General features: G+C 63.1%; 18 protein-coding genes, 2 pseudogenes and 1 riboswitch. Of the genes and pseudogenes, 15 read left to right on the top strand and 5 right to left on the bottom strand.

The genetic code is table 11. The features are described from left to right. Nucleotides 1-68 precede the first annotated feature (68 nt). Complete coding sequence (locus tag O7A60_RS03905) at nucleotides 69-386, top strand: hypothetical protein (protein WP_337105201.1); 318 nt, start codon at nucleotides 69-71, stop codon at nucleotides 384-386. Between the two features lie 194 nt (nucleotides 387-580). On the opposite strand, the gene O7A60_RS03900 is transcribed toward O7A60_RS03905, so the two are convergent. Together O7A60_RS03900 and O7A60_RS03895 are read right to left on the bottom strand one after the other, a co-directional pair. Beyond that, nucleotides 581-1,528 carry an IS481 family transposase gene (locus O7A60_RS03900; protein ID WP_337105101.1) on the bottom strand — a complete coding sequence of 316 codons (948 nt, stop codon included), beginning with the start codon at nucleotides 1,526-1,528 and terminating at the stop codon, nucleotides 581-583. 84 nt (nucleotides 1,529-1,612) lie between these two features. After that, on the bottom strand, nucleotides 1,613-2,320 hold the full coding sequence (locus tag O7A60_RS03895; RefSeq protein WP_140510677.1) for a hypothetical protein: 708 nt from the start codon (nucleotides 2,318-2,320) through the stop codon (nucleotides 1,613-1,615). 231 nt (nucleotides 2,321-2,551) lie between these two features. Between O7A60_RS03895 and O7A60_RS03890 the strand changes: the two genes are divergently transcribed. Next, nucleotides 2,552-4,066, top strand: coding sequence for a glycosyltransferase family 39 protein (locus tag O7A60_RS03890; protein WP_337105099.1), 1,515 nt, complete (start codon nucleotides 2,552-2,554; stop codon nucleotides 4,064-4,066). Between the two features lie 186 nt (nucleotides 4,067-4,252). Next, nucleotides 4,253-4,771: a peptide-methionine (S)-S-oxide reductase MsrA gene (msrA, locus tag O7A60_RS03885; protein WP_337105098.1), complete on the top strand. Its 519-nt coding sequence runs from the start codon at nucleotides 4,253-4,255 to the stop codon at nucleotides 4,769-4,771. Nucleotides 4,772-4,963: 192 nt separating this feature from the next. On the opposite strand, the gene O7A60_RS03880 is transcribed toward msrA, so the two are convergent. Next, complete coding sequence (locus O7A60_RS03880) at nucleotides 4,964-5,272, bottom strand: hypothetical protein (protein ID WP_337105097.1); 309 nt, start codon at nucleotides 5,270-5,272, stop codon at nucleotides 4,964-4,966. A gap of 274 nt (nucleotides 5,273-5,546) precedes the next feature. Beyond that, nucleotides 5,547-5,660, top strand: a riboswitch (TPP riboswitch). Between O7A60_RS03880 and O7A60_RS03875 the strand changes: the two genes are divergently transcribed. From O7A60_RS03875 to O7A60_RS03835, 9 genes and pseudogenes are all read left to right on the top strand, one after another. Next, nucleotides 5,651-6,259 (top strand): YkoF family thiamine/hydroxymethylpyrimidine-binding protein, encoded by a 609-nt coding sequence (locus O7A60_RS03875; protein WP_337105096.1) that lies wholly within the window; start codon nucleotides 5,651-5,653, stop codon nucleotides 6,257-6,259. It overlaps the preceding riboswitch by 10 nt. A 104-nt stretch (nucleotides 6,260-6,363) precedes the next feature. Next, nucleotides 6,364-7,119 (top strand): ABC transporter permease, encoded by a 756-nt coding sequence (locus O7A60_RS03870; protein WP_415926797.1) that lies wholly within the window; start codon nucleotides 6,364-6,366, stop codon nucleotides 7,117-7,119. Further along, on the top strand, nucleotides 7,116-7,883 hold the full coding sequence (locus tag O7A60_RS03865) for an ABC transporter ATP-binding protein (RefSeq protein ID WP_337105094.1): 768 nt from the start codon (nucleotides 7,116-7,118) through the stop codon (nucleotides 7,881-7,883). The genes O7A60_RS03870 and O7A60_RS03865 overlap by 4 nt, the downstream gene beginning before the upstream one ends. Continuing rightward, entirely contained in the window at nucleotides 7,876-8,892 is a 1,017-nt protein-coding gene (locus O7A60_RS03860; protein ID WP_337105093.1) for an ABC transporter substrate-binding protein, read from the top strand. The genes O7A60_RS03865 and O7A60_RS03860 overlap by 8 nt, the downstream gene beginning before the upstream one ends. 243 nt (nucleotides 8,893-9,135) lie before the next feature. Next, nucleotides 9,136-9,771, top strand: a complete 636-nt coding sequence (locus O7A60_RS03855; RefSeq protein WP_337105092.1) for a methyltransferase family protein — start codon at nucleotides 9,136-9,138, stop codon at nucleotides 9,769-9,771. A gap of 285 nt (nucleotides 9,772-10,056) precedes the next feature. Beyond that, nucleotides 10,057-10,221, top strand: coding sequence for a DUF3309 family protein (locus O7A60_RS03850; protein ID WP_023768317.1), 165 nt, complete (start codon nucleotides 10,057-10,059; stop codon nucleotides 10,219-10,221). A 329-nt stretch (nucleotides 10,222-10,550) separates the two neighbouring features. Further along, nucleotides 10,551-10,677 (top strand): annotated as a pseudogene (locus O7A60_RS03845) (spermidine/putrescine ABC transporter ATP-binding protein); the annotation flags it as partial. A gap of 302 nt (nucleotides 10,678-10,979) precedes the next feature. Continuing rightward, a complete protein-coding gene (locus O7A60_RS03840) occupies nucleotides 10,980-12,227 on the top strand; it encodes an aconitase X (RefSeq protein WP_337105091.1) in 1,248 nt (415 codons plus the stop codon). Beyond that, complete coding sequence (locus tag O7A60_RS03835) at nucleotides 12,224-12,664, top strand: aconitase X swivel domain-containing protein (protein ID WP_337105090.1); 441 nt, start codon at nucleotides 12,224-12,226, stop codon at nucleotides 12,662-12,664. The genes O7A60_RS03840 and O7A60_RS03835 overlap by 4 nt, the downstream gene beginning before the upstream one ends. Before the next feature lie 8 nt (nucleotides 12,665-12,672). Here the strand turns inward: O7A60_RS03835 and O7A60_RS03830 are convergent, their stop codons facing one another. After that, nucleotides 12,673-13,701 carry a LacI family DNA-binding transcriptional regulator gene (locus O7A60_RS03830; protein WP_337105089.1) on the bottom strand — a complete coding sequence of 343 codons (1,029 nt, stop codon included), beginning with the start codon at nucleotides 13,699-13,701 and terminating at the stop codon, nucleotides 12,673-12,675. Between the two features lie 6 nt (nucleotides 13,702-13,707). Beyond that, nucleotides 13,708-14,007 carry a hypothetical protein gene (locus O7A60_RS03825; RefSeq protein ID WP_337105088.1) on the bottom strand — a complete coding sequence of 100 codons (300 nt, stop codon included), beginning with the start codon at nucleotides 14,005-14,007 and terminating at the stop codon, nucleotides 13,708-13,710. Nucleotides 14,008-14,058: 51 nt separating this feature from the next. Here O7A60_RS03825 and O7A60_RS03820 point away from each other — a divergent pair, with 51 nt between their 5' ends. The 3 genes and pseudogenes from O7A60_RS03820 to O7A60_RS03810 all read left to right on the top strand — a co-directional run bounded on the left by O7A60_RS03820 (nucleotide 14,059) and on the right by O7A60_RS03810 (nucleotide 17,738). Beyond that, nucleotides 14,059-15,672 carry an extracellular solute-binding protein gene (locus O7A60_RS03820; protein WP_337105087.1) on the top strand — a complete coding sequence of 538 codons (1,614 nt, stop codon included), beginning with the start codon at nucleotides 14,059-14,061 and terminating at the stop codon, nucleotides 15,670-15,672. 173 nt (nucleotides 15,673-15,845) lie between these two features. Then, a pseudogene (locus O7A60_RS03815) lies at nucleotides 15,846-16,673 on the top strand (ABC transporter ATP-binding protein); the annotation flags it as partial. 3 nt (nucleotides 16,674-16,676) lie between these two features. Next, nucleotides 16,677-17,738, top strand: a complete 1,062-nt coding sequence (locus tag O7A60_RS03810) for an ABC transporter ATP-binding protein (RefSeq protein ID WP_337105086.1) — start codon at nucleotides 16,677-16,679, stop codon at nucleotides 17,736-17,738. Nucleotides 17,739-17,770: the final 32 nt, after the last annotated feature.

Here is a 17,770-nt window from a genome sequence, read left to right as displayed (position 1 = left end):
CTTGGCGGCGTGACCATTTTCAGCGCTGGATCGATCTTCGGGTTTCTCGTTGCGAGGGCGGTGAAATGATGCACGATCTGTTCGACCTGCTCGGCATCAAGGGGCCGGTGGTTGCCGCCGGTCTTGCCGGCGGCGTCCTGCGGGCTTTGTCGCGTCATCGCTACAAGCTGCGCGAGATGGTGGCATCGCCAATCTGCGGCGCGCTCGCCGCGGCCTATCTGACGCTGCCCGTGGTCCAGTATGCCCGCGCCACCGGGCTGCCGCTGGCCAGTGACGACACGACAACGCTGGCGGCGGCTTTCCTCATCGGCGTCTGCGCCATGTGGATCTCGGATATATTGTTCGAGGTGATCGTGCGGAAGTTCAGGCCAGCGGGGGAGGGATGATCCCGGGCCTTGCCCGGCGTTGAGAATCCGCGGCTCGGTCGAGCCAAAGCCCGCCTCGGCTCGCGCCGGGGCGGGCTTTTTGCATTTGTGGCTCCTGCCCAAGGCGCGTTTGAATGGTCGAGGCGCCGCGCGCTCAGGTCTTCGTCTTCATGCCTGCCGTTCTCCCGGTGCCCGGTGGGCTTGGGTGACGTGCCTTAGGTGTGGAGCCTCAACACGTTGTCCTTGGTCAGGCCCAGGCGACTGATTGGCGGTTTGGACTTTAGGCTTCCGTGCGGACGGTGCCAATTGTACCGATGCAGCCATATGGGCAACTCGGCGGCGCGATGGTCGGAGTTCGCATAAGCCACGGCATATGCCCACTCCCTGAGTGCGGTCTGGATGAACCGCTCGGCCTTGCCGTTAGTCTTGGGGGTATAGGGCTTGGTCCTGACATGCTTGAGGCCGAGATCGCGGCAAGCGAAAGCCTTTGATCTGTAGCAGGAGCCGTTGTCGGTCATGACGCGCGTTACGGTGACGCCGAGGCTTGCATAATAGGCGACCGCCGCCTTGAGGAAGGCGACGGCGCTTTCCTTCTTCTCGTCGGGCCGGATTTGCGAGAAGGCGATGCGAGAGGCGTCGTCGATGCAGACATGGACGAACTCCCAGCCGGCGCCGCGCGATTTGTCCTTTTGCGGATCACCGGTGATGCGGTGCCCGACCTGGCTGAAGCGGCCGAGCTTCTTGATGTCGATGTGGATCATCTCGCCGGGGTGCTCGCGCTCGTAGCGCCGGATCGGTTCGGCAGGTTCAATGTCCTTCAGCCGCGACAACCCGGCGCGCTTCAGCACCCGACTGACAGTGGCGGACGACACACCCACCTCCATGGCGATGTGCTTGCCGGTCAGCCGCCTTCGGCGCAATGCCACGATGCGCTCGGCCACCGCCTGTTCGGTCATGCCCGGCATGGCATGGGGCCGGGATGAGCGGTCGACCATGCCAGCCCGTCCCTCCGCCTTGTAGCGCTCGACCCAACGCGCCACGATCTTCGCTGACACACCATATCTCCGCGCCGCATCGGCTTTGGAAAGACGGCCTTCAATAATCGACAGCGCCATCTCCTCTCGACGCAGCGGCGTCAGACGGGCATTCTTGTGGATGTTCATTCGGACCCTCCGATGTGTACTGAAGCCTGGTAACTCCAGTCTCCTCGGTCCGGTCCGAATGGACAACCTCCCGAAAGCTCACACTTAGGCCAGGATGTTCACGGCGCGGGCCGCGACCAGCGCGATCGTCAGCAGCGAGATCATCGCCTCGGCCATCATCAGCAGCTTGGCGCGTTGGGAGAGCGGCAATGTGTCGGTTGGCGAAAACGCGGTCGCATTGGTGAAGGCGAGGAAGAAATAGTCGACGAAGCCCGGCAGCCAGTCGCGGATTTCGCGGTCGCTCAGGGTCATTTGCGGAAACAGGAAATCGGCATGGGCGCGTGTGACGAGGCCGCAGGTCGGCGGCCCGCCCCGGTCGGTGCTCCAGAACCACAAGGCAAAGACGATCACGTTGGTGACCCAGATGTTGAGCGCGTCGACCAGCAGCGTCTGGCCGCTGGAGCCCGCATGGCCGGCCAGCAAGGCGCGCACCAGAAGCGCCAGCGAGCCGCAATTCATGACGCTGACGAGGCCGGTCATCACCAGGGCCGTCCTGCGGATCATCACGCGAAACCGGCCAACCAGATACCAGTGCTCCTCCTCGACCGCTTTCTGGGTGGCGACCTGCGTCCAGGCGGTGGCTACGGACAGGGGTACGAGCAGCGCGGCCTCCAGCGCCGGCGCCAGCCAGCGGGGGCCGAACGAAAGATCGTTGATGACCAGAAGCTGCAGGCAGATGATGACGAGGACCGCCGCGCGCGCCAGCCAGAAGTCGAGCGCGCGGTGGTGGATGACGGCATGCTGGTGACGCATCGAGTATCCGGGATGTTCAAGTGGGATCAGTGTGCGGGCTGTTCTGCCCGGCGACGGGTGTGAGAGACCGTAGATCCCGCTCAATCTTGGTCTTGCAATGACCTGCAAGTATACTTTTTTGTAAGCTTTGATGTTTGGGGCTGTTCGGCAAACCAGGCGATGTGGTCTAAGCGCCGCATGGCGGGAATTGACGACTCCATCGATCGTTGGATGCCGGCAGGGCTGCCTGCCGTGGAACTGGACTCGTCGTCGGTCTGGTCCGCCCTGCTTCAGCACCCCTGGGGTTTGCTGGCGCTTTTGTGCCTGGCGCAGACCCTGTGCTGGACGGTGGTGCCAACACTCATAAATCCCGCACCGCCCGGTGATGTCGTGGAAGGCTTCATGTGGGGCCGCGAATGGGTGCTTTTAACCTACAAGCATCCGCAACTGCCCGGCTGGCTGCTCGAGACCAGCCATCTTCTGACCGGATCGTTCCGCTGGCCGCAATATCTGCTCGCTCAGCTGACGATTTCGGCCACCTTCGTCCTGGTCTATCTGCTGGCCCGCGACATGCTCGGACAACGCCGCGCGCTGGCTGCCGTGCTTTTGATGCCATCGATATATTTCTTCGGTTGGCCGACGCCGCAATTCAATCACGACTATGCGCAGATGCCGTTCTGGGCCGCGATCTGCTGGCTGTTGTGGCGCGCCGGCCGCGGCGACGGGCCAGGCTGGTGGCTGGCGCTCGGACTGGTGTCCGGCGTCGGGCTCTACGCCAAGTTCTCTACCGGCCTGCTGCTCGCCTTCGGCGCTCTCTGGCTGCTGTACGAGCCGCGCGCGCGCAGCCGGCTCGCGACACCCTGGCCATGGCTTGGCCTGGCCGTTTTTCTCGTGGTCGCCGCGCCGCTGGCCATCGCACTCTACCGCATCGATTTCCTGCCGTTGACCTATTTCGCCGACCGCGATGCGTGGGTGAGCGAGCACCGTGCGCGGCTCTACTATATCGGCGTCCAGATCGCCGGGTTTTGCGGCTTTCTCCTGGTGTTGGCGCTATCAGGGCTCTTGCGGCGCTCACCAGCCCCGCAAGAGACGGTCGAGCGCGGCACGCTCGTCTATCTCCTATGGATGGGGCTTGGGCCCGCGGCGCTGGTCATGGTGGCCTCGCTGTTCACCGGCGCCGGCGAGGCCTGGGGCGCGCCGATGTACAATCTTGTCGGCATCGTAGCGTTGGCCTTTCTCGGTCACCGGCTCGGCGCCGTCGAGATGCGAAAGCTGGCGATCTGCGCCTTCATCTGCATCGTCACCATGTCGGGCGCCTATGCGGCAATCCGCTGGACGGACTGCAATGTGCGCGGGCGCATGGACGCCGTCTGCTGGCCGGCGCAGCCGATCTCGGACGAGGCCGAGGCAATCTGGCACGCGGCGGCGCCCGGCCAGCTCGACATCGTCGGTGGCGACACCAATCTTGCCATGCTGGCGGGCCTCAATGCCTATGACAAGCCGTCGATCTTCACCGACCTCGATATGCGGTTCGCACCCTGGATCACGAGGCAGCGGTTGCGCGACCATGGCATGCTGATGATTTGGCGTGGTCATGGCGTGCCGCCACAGTTGCGGGCATGGTTGGACAACATCCCGGTCAAGACGGTTCTTTTCAACTGGTCGCGCGAGGCGCCTCCGGTGGCGATCAGTTTTGCCGCCATTCCGCCTGGTACGCGATATCTGCCGGGTGCCGCCAGCAGCCGGACCCGGCATCCGCGCGTCTAAGGCGGGCAGTGTCATGCGCCGGTTCGTTAGGGGGCGCCTTCCATCGGTATGACCGAATGGCCGCTCGTCTGACTGGACGAACCAGGCGACAATGCCCATTTATGGGAATATCCAAATTTGTTGTCGCGCAATTCCCCGGGAAAGCCGCTACACTTTTCCTGGGATTGCCTTTTGAGGAGACGTTACATGGCGACTTCGAGCGAACGTGCAGTGCTTGCCGGTGGCTGCTTCTGGGGCATGCAGGATCTGATCCGGCGCTTCCCGGGCGTCCTCGCCACCCGTGTCGGCTACAGCGGCGGCGACGTGCCGAACGCCACCTATCGCAATCATGGCACGCATGCCGAAGCCATCGAGATCACCTTCGATCCGGCGAAAATCGGCTTCCGCCAGCTTCTGGAATTCTTCTTCCAGATCCACGATCCGACGACGCGCAACCGCCAAGGCAACGATGTCGGCATGAGCTATCGCTCGGCAATCTACTACACCAGCGAGGAGCAGAAGCGTGTGGCGGAGGACACCATCGCCGATGTCGATGCCTCCGGCCTGTGGCCCGGCAAGGTTGTCACCGAGCTCGCGCCGGTCGGTGCGTTCTGGGAGGCCGAGCCCGAGCACCAGGATTATCTGGAGAAATATCCCAGCGGCTACACCTGCCATTTCATCAGGCCAGGCTGGAAACTGCCGGTTCGCGAAAAGGCAGTTTCATAAGATTTTTTTGGCGGCGGGCAGAAGCTCCCGCTGGTTGCCACAAGACCATATCAATAGCGGCTGTTAACCACCGTCCGGCGGTTGACAGTTCGAATCGGCGCGAGGGGTGCCGCCGGCCGGTCGTGGCGGACACTGAAATCGATGCGCATGGAAATCGCGGAACCTCAGTCCGCGATTTCCATGCTGCGAAAATTATTTCCCGCAGTTGCTGTCGTTAACGGTCGGCGCGGTCGCATTGCCATTGGCATCCGTCTGCGCGCCCTGCGGATTGTTCGGGCAATTCTGGTCCGCGTTGGAATTCATGTCACCCGGCGCGATGGTCGTGCTGTTGGTTGCGCCCGGATCGATTGTATTAGGCGAAGCCGGGGTAGCTGGGTCTACAGTGACCGACTTGACGCTGCCGCCGGGCCGATCCGCGCGGGTTGCGCTATTGCTTTGCGCCATGGCGGATGTTGCAAAGGCAATGGTGAAGGCCGAAGCCGCGAGGATTTTCATAAGCATGGTTTGTCTCCATTTCTATGAATTCGTCGCCAGAGCGATTCACGGGCTTCGCGGAAGCAACTGACCGCTCTATCTCTTTGTTTTGACGCACTGCCAGAAACCGCCTCACACTTTTCCTGCGATTGCGTCTGGTGGGGACAACCCTCGGCATTGCGAAGGTTCCAGACAAATTTCCGAGCCGGCGGCACCCGGTTGCGTCTGCGCTGGCGCAATGCTTTTGGCGCAGCTTGCTGAAAAAACAGCTTCCCCAACCGAACGAATGGTGCTTTAACGCCGCCATCCACAGGGGTGCTCCGTACGGTCGGGGCTGAGACGGGGGCGGCAAGCCCACAGACCCTAGAAGCTGATCTGGGTAATACCAGCGGAGCGAGGCGGGCGATGTTTTCAGGTGCACAGGTTTCCCTATATCCAATGGCCGACGATTTTGTCGGCGTCATCCTGGGCGCGCTCGGCGCGCTCGAGCCGTACCGCGACAAGCTCAGGATCGAGACCGACGACATCTCGACCCTGCTGGTCGGGCCCCCCGAGGTGTTGTTCCCGGCGCTGCGCGACCTTTTCGTGGCTGCGTCCGGCAGCGGCAAGCATTGCGTGCTGTCGGCCACCATTTCGCGTGGCTGTCCAGGGGAGCCGGACGATCCAATCTGCCGCTCCGACACGTTCGGCGGACCCGCCGGGCCACTCGGACCACGCAAGCAAGCGGCCATCACCGCCGTGCGCGGCGCGCCCGCCACTGGCCAGCCAGCGGCGGCGCAGTTCTCGCTCTATGTGATGGGCACGGACGACCACATGGACGAGATCTATGGCTGCATCGATTTCCTGAAGCAGTCCGGCGTCTACGATCGCTCCAAGAGTTTCTGCACCAAGCTGCGCGGCGATGCCGGCGCGATCTTCTCGGCGCTCGATGAAGCGTTCTGCCGCTTCGGGCCAGGCGCCGGCCACGTAACCCTCGACGTCACGGTTTCGGCCAACAGTCCCACTGCCGTTTGAACCGCTCGCGCCGAAGCGCGCGCCGTCAAGGTTATCTTCTCGTGGTTTCATCGTCATTCAACTCGCGTCAACTCGCGGGCTTCTTCGCCCAGGCAGCGCCGGCCGTGATAACGATCGGTCTGGTGCTCGTGGCTTGGGAACTCTACGCAAACCATTCCGGCATCAAGCCGACGGTTCTGCCGGCGCCCTCGCGCGTCTTCGAACAGACGATGCTCAATCGTGACGCGCTGCTCGACAATGCCATTCCCACCATCCGCGCCACGCTGATCGGTTTTGCCTGTTCGCTCAGCGCCGCCTTCGCGCTGTCGATGCTGGTCGACTTCTTCCAGCCTTTGCGGCGCGCGCTGTTTCCCGTGTTTATCGTCAGCCAGACTTTGCCGCTGGTCGCCATCGCGCCATTGGTGGTGCTTTGGTTCGGTTTCGGGCTGACGCCCAAGATCATGCTGGTGGCGCTGGTCACCTTCTTCCCGATGCTGGTGGCCCTCGTACAGGGCTACGAGGCGACCGAGGTCGAGATTGGCCAGATGCTGCGCGCCATGGGAGCAGGGCGCTGGCGGGTCTTCATGCTGGCACGGTTGCCTTCGGCGCTGCCGTATTTCTTCGCGGGCCTCAAGATCTCCATCACCTACGCCGTCGTCGGCGCCATCTTCGCCGAATATGCGGGCGCGGCCAAAGGGCTGGGCATCTACATGCTCAACGCCAAGAACAATTTCCGTCCCGACCTGGTGCTCGCCGCCGTCGGCGTCAGCGCCGCGCTCACCCTCGTCCTGTTCGGGCTGACGGCGCTGCTGCAGCGTCTGGCCATGCCCTGGGAACAAGCCGCTGGCAGGCAAGCCGCCGGAAAAGGCCCGCAAGCATGAGCCGGCTCGAATTGCGGCATATGCGCAAGGTCTTTGGCGGGCTCGAAGTGCTCGCCGACATTTCACTGCGCGTGGATGCCGGCGAATTCGTCTCGATCCTTGGGCCTTCGGGTGCCGGCAAGTCGACGCTGTTCCAGCTTTTGACCGGCGCCGAGCATGGCCAGGGTGAGATGTTCTTCGACGGCGCGCCGCTCGACGATCACGGCAGGCATTTCGCCTTCATGCCGCAGCGCGACGCGCTGATGCCGTGGCGGTGCATCCTCGACAACACGACGCTGGGGCTCGAGGTGCAAGGCGTCAGCCGCAAAGAGGCGCGGACGCGCGTCGCGCCGCTGTTTGCCGAGTTCGGGCTTGCCGGCTTCGAGCGGCATTTTCCAGCGCAGCTTTCGGGCGGCATGCGCCAGCGCGCGGCGCTGCTGCGCACTGTCGTGCAGGAACGCGACATGTTGCTGCTCGACGAGCCGTTCGGCGCGCTCGATGCACTGACCCGGGCGGCCATGCAGCGCTGGCTCGAACAGATGTGGCGGCATCATCGCTGGACGGCGATGCTGATCACCCATGATGTGCGCGAAGCCGTGTTCCTGTCCGACCGCATCTATGTGCTGTCGGCGCGGCCGGCCCATGTCGTGCGCGAAATCAAGGTGCCACTGCCGCGCCCGCGTGATCCGACCAGCACCGCCACACGGCAGGCCGGGGCACTCGAGGCCGAAATCCTCGATATTTTGCTCAACCTCCAGCCATCCAAAGGACATGACCATGACTGACTTGACGCGCAGGCAAGCTCTGCTGCTCTCCCTTGCCGGCAGCGTACCGCTGATCACCGGATCGAGCCGCTCCTTCGCGGCAACGCGGAAGGTTACCGTCGCGCTCGACTGGACGGTCAACACCAACCACATCGGGCTGTTCGTCGCCCGCGACAAGGGCTTTTATCGCGAGGCCGGCCTCGAGGTCCACATCCTGCCCTATAGCGATACCGGTGCCGGTACGCTTGTCGCCAACCGCGTCGCCGATTTCGGCATCAACGGCACCATCAGCCTGTTCACCCAGAGGACCGCTGGGGCCGACTTGAAGGGTGTCTATGCCGTCGTGCAGTCCGAGACAGGCCGGCTGGTGTTCAATGCGGCGCGCAGCGAGATCAAAAGTCCGAAGGATCTGGATGGCCTGACCTATGGCGGCTTCGGCAGTGCCTGGGAGAACGCACTGATTTCAACCATCATCCGGCATGATGGCGGCAAGGGCGATTTCGAGACGGTGACGCTCGGCACTTCCGCCTACGAGGCGCTGGCCAACGGCTCGGTCGACTTCACGCTCGAAGTGTCGACCTGGGAGGGCGTCGAAGCCGAACTCAAGGGCGTCAAGCAGCGCAGCTTCGTCTACGCCGACTATGGCGTCCCCGACGAGCACACGACGCTTATCTCTTCGAGCGAAGCCTATCTCCAGGCAAATCCCGACCTGGCGTCATCCTTCATCCAGGCAACGCGGCGAGGTTATCAGTTCGCGGTCGATCATCCAGGGGAAGCCGCCACGCTGCTGATCGCCGCCAACAAGGATGCCCTGAGCAATCCGGCGCTGATCCACGCCTCGCTGAAGACACTGATCGAGGGGCACTATCTGCACGGGCAAGACGGTACCATCGGCATCATGGATCCGGCCAAGATGGAAGCGATTGGCTCCTATCTCCTTGCTGCCGGCATTCTGCACGACGCCGATGGCAAGATCGTCGCGCAACGTCCCGATTTTGCGAAATATTTCAGCAATGTGTACCTCAGATAGGCATCAATGCGGAAACCGCGAAAGGATCGTCCGATGCTGGACGCCGGGATGTCGCCAAGGTTGCGACCCCGACAAACCCCGGGTGCGGCCCTCACCTTCGATCCGGTTTGATGCCGATCTGATCTTCTCGGTTAACGGCTCGGCAATGGTTGCGTGCGAGGGTCGCCCCGAGGGATCATCGGGATGCTTGCCTTGCTCATGTTAAAAAGCGACACACTTTCGCCTGCAGCAGATAACCGGTTTTTGTCCGCGGCGCGCAAGCGCGAGATTCTGCTCGACCTGCGCGAAGGTTTCTTTCGTGTCTGCGCCTTGATGTGCGCGGGGCTGTTCGTCTATCGCGGCGTCTATCAGCTTATCGAGGATCCGACCCGGCTCAATGCCGCGCTGGTGGCGATTTCCGAGATACTCACCTTCACCTGGCTGCTTCTGTCGCGGCGTCCGGTGACGCGTGACTGGAATCCGCTGACGGTCATCGTTTCGGTGTCAGCCAGTTTTGGCGTTGCGTTGATCACCCTCCAACCAGGCATTGCACTCATCCCCCTTTATGTCGCCGCGCCGTTGCAGTTCATCGCACTGTTGTTCGTTATCTGGGGTAAGATCTCGCTGGGGCGCTCTTTTGCGATCCTGCCCGCCAATCGCGGTGTGATGACGGGCGGTGCCTATCGGCTGGTGCGGCATCCGATCTATGCCGGTTACCTCGCCGGCCATGTGCTCTACCTCCTGTCGGCCTTTTCCTTCCACAATCTCGCGGTCTATGCGGTAATTACCTATCTCCAGCTTTACCGCATCTTGCGCGAGGAGGCCTTGTTAGCCACCGTGGCGGAGTATCGCGCCTACATGGAACGCGTGCACTACAGGCTGTTCTATCGGCTATTCTGAGAGCAAGATCGCCAAGGCACTGTTGGCGAATCCATTTTTGGGCTGTTCAGGGGCGGGTCGCCTCAACATCGCCCAGTGAATCAAAGACTCCCGGCAAAAGCCAGGGTTGTCAGCAGTCCGAGCCCGCCGTCCAGGCGGGCTTTTCTGCGTTTCGGGGCTGAATGTTCCGCAGCCGCAATGGTCCGGCGGAACGCCAGCCCCCCTAAAACGTTCATACCTTGCAACATCCGAAATGGCGCGATGTTGAAACAGCGCGAAAGCGCGCATTCAGGAGCAGGGAAGGCCATGGGTCTAGGAACGATACTGATCATTATTCTAATCCTCGCGCTGCTCGGCGGCTTCAGCGGTCTCGGCGGTGGCCCGTTCTACGGAACCGGTTATTATGGTGGTGGCGGTCTCGGACTTGTGTTGCTCATCGTCATCATCCTTGTCGTTCTGGGACGCATTTAGCAGTTCGATCACGGCGGCAATCGCAATCGCGTGACCCCGCTCACGTCGCCGGGCACCGGATTGTGATGCAAGCAAGCCGGCTTGTGATCCGGCATTCCGCGGGACTCGCATATGGTGATTGCGGTCCACACCCCCGTGGAAACAAGAGGAGAAGGTCCCACCCTTTCATCCTCCTCCAAGGCCCGCCCGGTGTCCCCGGAGCGGGCTTTCCTTTTTCATCAAAGCGATTGCCTCGAAGTGCTGGCTCGCCGCAGGGTGATGCTGGGCCACTTGCGGTGAAGCGTCCGTCCGCGCCGATCGCTGACAGAGTTCACATAGCTGCGCGTGCTCTCGACGAGTCGCTCGGCGCGCTCGACAAGGCGTTGCGCTTCCATGCAGATCGAATTGAAGCGCATCCAGCGCGAGATCGGCATCACCACCATCTTCGTCACCCACGACCAGGAAGAAGCGCTGACAGGCTGGCGGAGGGGCAGGATGTGGTGCTGCGGTGGTCACCGGAGAGCACGGTGCTGATCGCGGCGGGGGTAGTCAGGGCGTCTATAGCTGCGACGGTTGGCATTCCTTCGCACCCCCTCTGTCCTGCCGGACATCTCCCCCACGAGGGAGGAGATCGGCTGTCATCGCCGGTTTCACAGATGTTCCACGTTGCAAAAAGTGTAGTAAGGCTGAAGCTGCCAATCTCCCCCTCGTGGGGAGATGCCCGGCAGGCAGAGGGGGGCGCTGTCCCGCCAAAGGTTGGTAGAGTCCGGAGCACACCGATGACTTTGGAACTGAGTGCGCTGGACAAATCCATGCTCGGCAGTGAGCAAGGCCCTTCCGTCGTCGCCGCCATGAAGATCCTCATCGCCTTTTCCAAAGCCATCGGCGCCGGCAGCCTGCTCGACATCACCGGTGCCCATATCGATGGCTGCCTCTACCACGGCAAGGCAGGACTCGATTTCGTCGAACGGCTGGTCGAGGGCGGCGGCCGTGTGCGTGTCCCGACGACGCTGAATGTCGGCTCGTTCGACCTTATCCATCCCGGCATGGTGAAGATGACCGTCGCGGAAGAAGTGCCGGCGCGGCGGTTGATGAAGGCGCATCTGGAGCTTGGCTGCCAGGCGACCTTCACCTGCGCGCCTTATCAGACCCGCTTCCGACCTGAATTCGGCCAGCAGATCGCCTGGGGGGAATCCAACGCCATTGTCTTCGCCAATTCGGTGATCGGCGCGCGCACCAATCGCTATGGCGATTTCATCGATCTGTGCTGCGCCATGACCGGGCGCGCACCGGCCTGGGGCCTGCATCTGAGCGAAAACCGGCGCGGCCGTATCCTGTTCGAACTCGACGCCGGTTCAGAGCCGAGCGACAGTCTGTTTGTCGGCGTCGGACTAATTATCGGGCAAGCCTGTGGCGACCGCGTTCCGGTGATCGCGGGCCTGCCGAAGCCGCGTGACGAGGATCAGCTGAAAGCGCTTGGCGCCGCGGCGGCAACAACTGGCGCGGTGGCGCTGTTCCATGCCGTTGGCATCACGCCGGAGGCCGGAACCGTCGACGAGGCCTTTCAAGGCACGGTGCCCGAGGAGATTGTCCGCATCAGCCGAGCCGACATCGACCATGCGTTGTCCAGGCTGTCGATGGTGCCCGATGGCGCGCCGCTCCGCGCCGTGTCGCTGGGCACGCCGCATTTCTCGCATGACGAATGGATGCGCTTGCTGCCGCTGCTGCGTGCGGTCGCGCCTGACAGGGGCATTCCAATCTATGTCAACACGGGCCGCGCGACGCTGAGCCGGCTGCGGGAGGAAGGGTTGCTCGACGGCATGGAGGCGTTCGGCCTGATCCCGGTCGCCGACACCTGCACCTACGTCACCTCGATCCTCGAGCGGCTCGACGGCGTGGTGATGACCAATTCCGGCAAATGGGCGCATTACGCGCCGGGCAATATCGGTGTGACCGTCGCCTTCGCCGATATGAAGGACTGCATCCAGTCCGCCGCGGCCGGCCATGTCGTGCGGGGTGCGTCATGACGCAGCCGATTGAAGTGAAGGTCGTTGAAAGAGCCGGGACATTCCAGCTGACCGGCGCCGCCGAAGGGGAGGCTTTGGTGTTTTCGCAGCCGCTCAGCTTCTGGGGCGGCATCGATGCCGACACCGGCAATATCGTAGATCGTTCGCATCCGGGCCTTGGCCAGAATGTCGCTGGCAGGGTCCTCATCATGCCAAGCGGTCGGGGATCGTCATCCTCATCCTCGGTCTTGGCCGAGGCGATCCGCAGAGGCACGGCGCCCGCGGGTATTTTGTTGGAGCGGCCGGACCCGATCCTGGCCGTCGGCGCCATAGTCGCCGAGTTCCTCTACGGGATCAGCATGCCGCTGGTCGTGTGCGACATAGCCGGTATCGGTTCCGGCGAACGCATTGCGGTTGGTGTTCGCGAGGACGGTGGGGCGAGCGTGCGCAAGATCTGAGACTTGCCTCAAATCTCCGGGATGTTCTCCTTGAAGATTACCTGCAGCCTCGGCTGGTGCAGTTCATAGGGTAGGCCCCTGACCGCATGGGTCAGGATGTTGAGCGCCTCGCGGGCCTCGACGCGCGGATTCTGGTCGATGACCGCGTCGAGCGTGCCGTCGAGCAGCAGTTCCTTGGTGCCGTCCGTCGCCTCGTGGCCGAGGAAAACCATTGATTGCGCACGGCCGCGCTCCTTGAGCGCGCGCGCGATGCCGGTGTTGCCGGCGCCGACATTGTAAATCGCGGCAAGGTCGGGATGCCGTTCCAGAAGGGCCGACGCCTCCGAATAGGCCTTTTCGCGATCGTCGAGCATTTCGCGCATCTCGACGATCTCGAGATTGGGCGATTCCTCTGTCAATATGTGCCGGAAGCCCATCTCTCGTTCCTCATGGCCGCGATAGGACAGCGAGCCGGCGAACAGCGCCACCTTGCCGGGACGTCCAGAACCCATGAAACGGTTGAGCAGATAGCCGGCCAGCCGCCCGGCGGCGCGGTTGTCGATGCCGATATAGGCGACCCTGGGCACATGCAGGATGTCTGAGGCGATGGTCACCACCTTGACGTCGTTGGCCGACAGCGAGCGGATCGCCTCGCGCACCGTTGGATGGTCGAGTGCGATGACGCCGACGCCTTGCGTCTGGCCGCGCAGATCCTGCAGCAGGCGGGCGAGCCGGTCGGGATTGAAGCCTTCTATGGTGGCGATATAGACGTCGAGATCCGGGCGGGCCAGGGCCTGTGCCTCGATGTGGCGGTGCAGCATCTTGATGAAGGAATTGGTGCCCGCCGGCAGCGCGAAGTCGAGCCGGATGATCTCGCCGGGAATGGGTCGCAGCGACGCTCCGTTTGGGCTCTCGGCGATGTAGCCGAGGCGCTGCGCCATTTCGAGCACGACCTCGCGCGTGCGAGCCCGCACGCCGGGCCGATTGTTGAGCACGCGGTCAACGGTGGCGGCGGAGACGCCGGCTTCCCGGGCTATGTCAGTCAGGGTGGAACGCACCGTCTTTCATCTCCTCAATGCATCAAGATCAGCAATGCCGGCTGCTGGCCTGATGACGTCAGCCGCCTCGTCATCCGCGATTCTGATGGGAAATGATGTATCCGGCCTTAGCCGATGCGCAACCCGTTGGGCTAAAATCAAGCCGCCCGGTACAATCATGCAGGGAAAGGAAAACACATTTCCCATCAAATCGAGGCATCTGGAGAGGTGCAGGAACTTCGGTATGACGCATTTCTCCGCCTTGTTGCCATGTTGTGAGGTATTTTGATTATTTATGATGTTGACAGCCTTGGATACTGCCGTCAATATCCCTCATGGGCTCGTGGAGGAAACATTGGGCCTGAGGGAGGAATTCCAATGTCTCATCTGATCCGCATCTCGCGGCGCCGGTTGCTGGCGTCCGGAGGAAAGGCGGCGGTATTCGTAGCCGCTGCAGGTATCGCACCGCAATTCATCCGTCCCGGCCGCGCCTTCGCGGCCGATGCCCTGGCGCCCGGCATGATCGGTGGGCCGACCGGCTTCGACGGCGCCGAGCGTTATCAATACGGCCCCGACACGCCTGAGGGTCGCGCCGTCGAGGCCGCCAAGGCGCTGAAGGGCGCCGGCAAGGCGCCGGCCAAGATCGTGCTTGGCCTGTCGGACGGTTCGATCGGCCAGCTCACCCAGCCTTTCCCTGCCGGCGCGCCGTCGATCAAGGAGCTCTGGGAAAAGGAGACCGGCATCCCGATCGAGATCGTCGGCCTGCCGAACGGTCAGGAATTCACCAAGACCATGCAGGACATCTCCACCAAGGGTGGGGCCTACGATATCTATTCGACCGAGTGGAACCGCCTTGGCGATCTCGCCGAGACCGGCGGTATCGCCAAGCTCGACGATTTCGTCGCCCAGTATAAACCCGAGTGGGACGATCCCAAGACCGGCTATGTCGACGGCGCCAAGGGCGTGTCGCTGCTCAACAAATATCGCGGCTCGAACTATGGCGTGTCGCTGGACGGCGACTTCCAGACCTGGGTCTACCGCACCGATCTGTTCGGCGACGAAGCCGAGAAGAAGGCCTTCAAGGACAAATACGGCTATGATCTGGCGCCGCCGAAAACCTGGAAGCAGCACGGCGATATCGCTGCCTTCTTCCAGCGCCCGGACAAGGGCCTGTTCGGATCCACCGACCTGCGCAACCAGGGCTGGGGCTACACCAACTGGTACCAGCGCTATGTATCGATGGCCTCGCCCAACCAGTTCCTGTTCGGCGACGACGGCAAGCCGCTGATCAATTCCGAACACGGCATCGCCGCCACCAACGAATATGTTGAATCGCTTGCCCATCATTCGCCGGACGCCATTTCATGGGGCTGGCCCGAGCAATACGGCAATTTCGCCAAGGGCGGTACGGCGATGACCTGCGCCTTCTCCAACCTGCCGAAATTCCTAGACAATGCCGGCAACAAGGACTCCAAGGTCACCGGCAAGATCGGCTCGATGCTGCCGCCCGGCCGGGAGATCGACGGCAAGCTGATCAGCCGCTCCGTGCTCTGGTTCTCACTGACCGGCATGGTCTCGTCGCAGTCGAAAAACCAGGAAGTCGCCTATCTCCTGCTGCAATGGCTGGGTTCGGCCCGCATCTATGCCTGGATGAGCGCCAACCCCGGCGGCTATCTCGATCCGTTCCGGCTTTCGGACTTTTCCGATCCGCTGGTGCGCCAGACCTATCATGCCTACCACATGGACGTGGTGCGCGAGACGGTCGCCCGCACGGTGCCAACCATCAACTATCCCGGCGCCACCGCCTTCCACAACGCGCTGGACGAAAACCTCATGGCCTCGCTGACCAAAGCCAAGACGTCGGAGCAGGCGATGGCCGACACGGAAGCCGAGTGGAAGAAGATCGTGCGGCGCATCGGCGAAGACAAATTGCTTGAAGCCATCAGGGCCAACAAGGAGGCTTGGCCGACCGTTCTCGATCCGATCAGCTGATCCGTCTCCCTGGATCAGAGACGGAGGGGAGGGGCGAAAGTTCTTCCCCTCCGCAACCGACGCCACCAGCAAAGCAGCCAGATGAAGCGTTCCGTCCCCTTCGAGATATTCCGCTACGCCGCGATCCTCGCGGCGATGGCTGTCACGCTGGTGCCCATCTTGTGGATGGTCTCCATGGCCTTCTGCGCCAGAATCTTGCCTACGGACCGAGGATGCGCGGTGCCGCCAAGGCCGAGATCGACCGCCGCGTCGGGGCGATCGCCGAGCTGCTGCAATTGACGCCGCTGCTCGACCGCAGGGCCGACCGGCTCTCGGTCAACATATTGCAGCGCGTGGCGATCGGCCGGTCGGCGATCATGGAGCCGGCGATCTTCCTGCTCGACGAGCCGCTGTCCAATGTCGACGCGGCCTTCCGCGCGGTCATGCGCACCGAGCTGAAACAGCTGCAGCGCCAGTTCAGGCAGACGATGGTCTACGTCACCCACGACCAGCTCGAGGCCATGACCATGGCCGACCGCATCGCCGTCATGGACCACGGCGTGCTGCAGCAGGTCGGCACGCCGCTCGAGGTCTACAACAATCCGGCCAATGTCTTCGTCGCCCGTTTCATCGGCGCGCCGGGCATGAATCTGCTCAAGGGCAGGCCGGCGGAGAGTGACCGGGGTCTGGTCGTCGATCTCGGGCCTCTGGGTGTCACGCCGCCGCTGCCGGACGAGCTGGCGGCCAGCTTGCGCGGCGCACGCGGCGAGGTTCTCTACGGCTTCCGGCCGGAAGAGGTGACCCTGGCGCAAGACGGGCGCGGGCTGGCCATGCATGTCACCTTCGTCGAGCGCATCGGCGCGCGCACCATCGTTCATCTCGGCCAGGGCGAGGGCGCCGTGAAAGCGGTGTTCGACAATGATGTCGGGTTGTCGATCGGGCAGACCGCGGTCGTCGCACCCGCGGCGTCATCGGTGCGCGTCTTCGACGCCGCCAGCGGCGTAGCGATGAGGGCGGGCTGAACCATGGCCGATATCGTCTTCCGCAATGTCACCAAACGCTACGGCACGACGCTTGCCGTCGATGACGCCTCGTTTACCGTCAACGACAACGAGTTCTTCTGCTTCTTCGGGCCGCCGCTGTCGGGCAAGTCGACAATCCTGCGCCTGGTGCTCGGGCTGGAAACGCCGGACGCCGGCGAAATCCTGATCGGCGGCAAGCCGGTCAACGCGGTGTCGCCGGCCGAGCGCAATGTCGCCATGGTGTTCCAGAACCTGGCGCTGTTCCCGCATATGAGCGCGCTCGACAATGTCCGCTTCCCGCTGGTCGAGCGCGGGGTCGCCGAGCTCGATATCAAGAAACGCGTCGCTGACGTCGCGGCCAAGCTGCATATCAGCCATATCCTGCACAAGCCGCCGGCGCAGCTTTCGGGCGGCGAGCGGCAGCGCGTGGCGATCGCGCGTGCGCTGGTGCGCGATCCCAATGCCTATCTGATGGACGATCCGATCTCGGCGCTCGATGCGCGACTGCGCGAGGAAACGCGCGTCGAGTTGAAGCGCATCCAGCGCGATCTCGGCAAGACGCTGATCTATGTCACCCACGACCAGGAGGAGGCGATGTCGATCGCCGACCGCATCGCTATCCTGGACAATGGCCGTATCAGGCAGATCGGCGCGCCGGTCGAGATCTATGACCGCCCGGCCAGCACCTATGTGGCGCGGCTGCTCGGTTCGCCTGTCATGAACATCCTCAAATCCGTTCGTGGCGAGGGCAGTGTCGAAGCCGCCGAAGGCTTGATCCGCATTGCCGACAAGACGGCTCCCGCCGATGCCGTCGAGATCGGACTCAGGCCGGAAGATATCAGGGTCAAGCCGTGGGCGGATGGCGGCTCGGGCCGCCCGGCGCGGGTGTTCGAGGTCGAGCCGCTTGGCGGCTACACCGTGGTGACGCTCGCCGCCGGGCAGGCGCGGCTGAAGGCCTTGCTGCGCGGCCAGCCTGACATCAGGCCTGACGCGATGGTGGCGATATCCTGCGAGCCGACACGGGTGCATTATTTCGGACAGGGCGGAGGCGCGTTGGCAAGATGAATGCGGCCGCGAGGACAGGATTTCGGGAGGAA

The organism is Mesorhizobium salmacidum (SeqCode), assembly GCF_037179605.1.
Classification (GTDB): Bacteria; Pseudomonadota; Alphaproteobacteria; order Rhizobiales; family Rhizobiaceae; genus Mesorhizobium; species Mesorhizobium salmacidum.
This window is presented reverse-complemented; position numbering and strand designations above follow the sequence as displayed.

Coding starts and splice junctions, on each gene's coding strand:
- msrA (WP_337105098.1), top strand. CDS start 4,253: ATGGCGACTTCGAGCGAACGTGCAGTGCTTGCCGGTGGCTGCTTCTGG.
- O7A60_RS03875 (WP_337105096.1), top strand. CDS start 5,651: ATGTTTTCAGGTGCACAGGTTTCCCTATATCCAATGGCCGACGATTTT.
- O7A60_RS03905 (WP_337105201.1), top strand. CDS start 69: ATGCACGATCTGTTCGACCTGCTCGGCATCAAGGGGCCGGTGGTTGCC.
- O7A60_RS03880 (WP_337105097.1), bottom strand. CDS start 5,272: ATGCTTATGAAAATCCTCGCGGCTTCGGCCTTCACCATTGCCTTTGCA.
- O7A60_RS03840 (WP_337105091.1), top strand. CDS start 10,980: ATGACTTTGGAACTGAGTGCGCTGGACAAATCCATGCTCGGCAGTGAG.
- O7A60_RS03820 (WP_337105087.1), top strand. CDS start 14,059: ATGTCTCATCTGATCCGCATCTCGCGGCGCCGGTTGCTGGCGTCCGGA.
- O7A60_RS03860 (WP_337105093.1), top strand. CDS start 7,876: ATGACTGACTTGACGCGCAGGCAAGCTCTGCTGCTCTCCCTTGCCGGC.
- O7A60_RS03835 (WP_337105090.1), top strand. CDS start 12,224: ATGACGCAGCCGATTGAAGTGAAGGTCGTTGAAAGAGCCGGGACATTC.
- O7A60_RS03865 (WP_337105094.1), top strand. CDS start 7,116: ATGAGCCGGCTCGAATTGCGGCATATGCGCAAGGTCTTTGGCGGGCTC.
- O7A60_RS03900 (WP_337105101.1), bottom strand. CDS start 1,528: ATGAACATCCACAAGAATGCCCGTCTGACGCCGCTGCGTCGAGAGGAG.
- O7A60_RS03850 (WP_023768317.1), top strand. CDS start 10,057: ATGGGTCTAGGAACGATACTGATCATTATTCTAATCCTCGCGCTGCTC.
- O7A60_RS03895 (WP_140510677.1), bottom strand. CDS start 2,320: ATGCGTCACCAGCATGCCGTCATCCACCACCGCGCGCTCGACTTCTGG.
- O7A60_RS03810 (WP_337105086.1), top strand. CDS start 16,677: ATGGCCGATATCGTCTTCCGCAATGTCACCAAACGCTACGGCACGACG.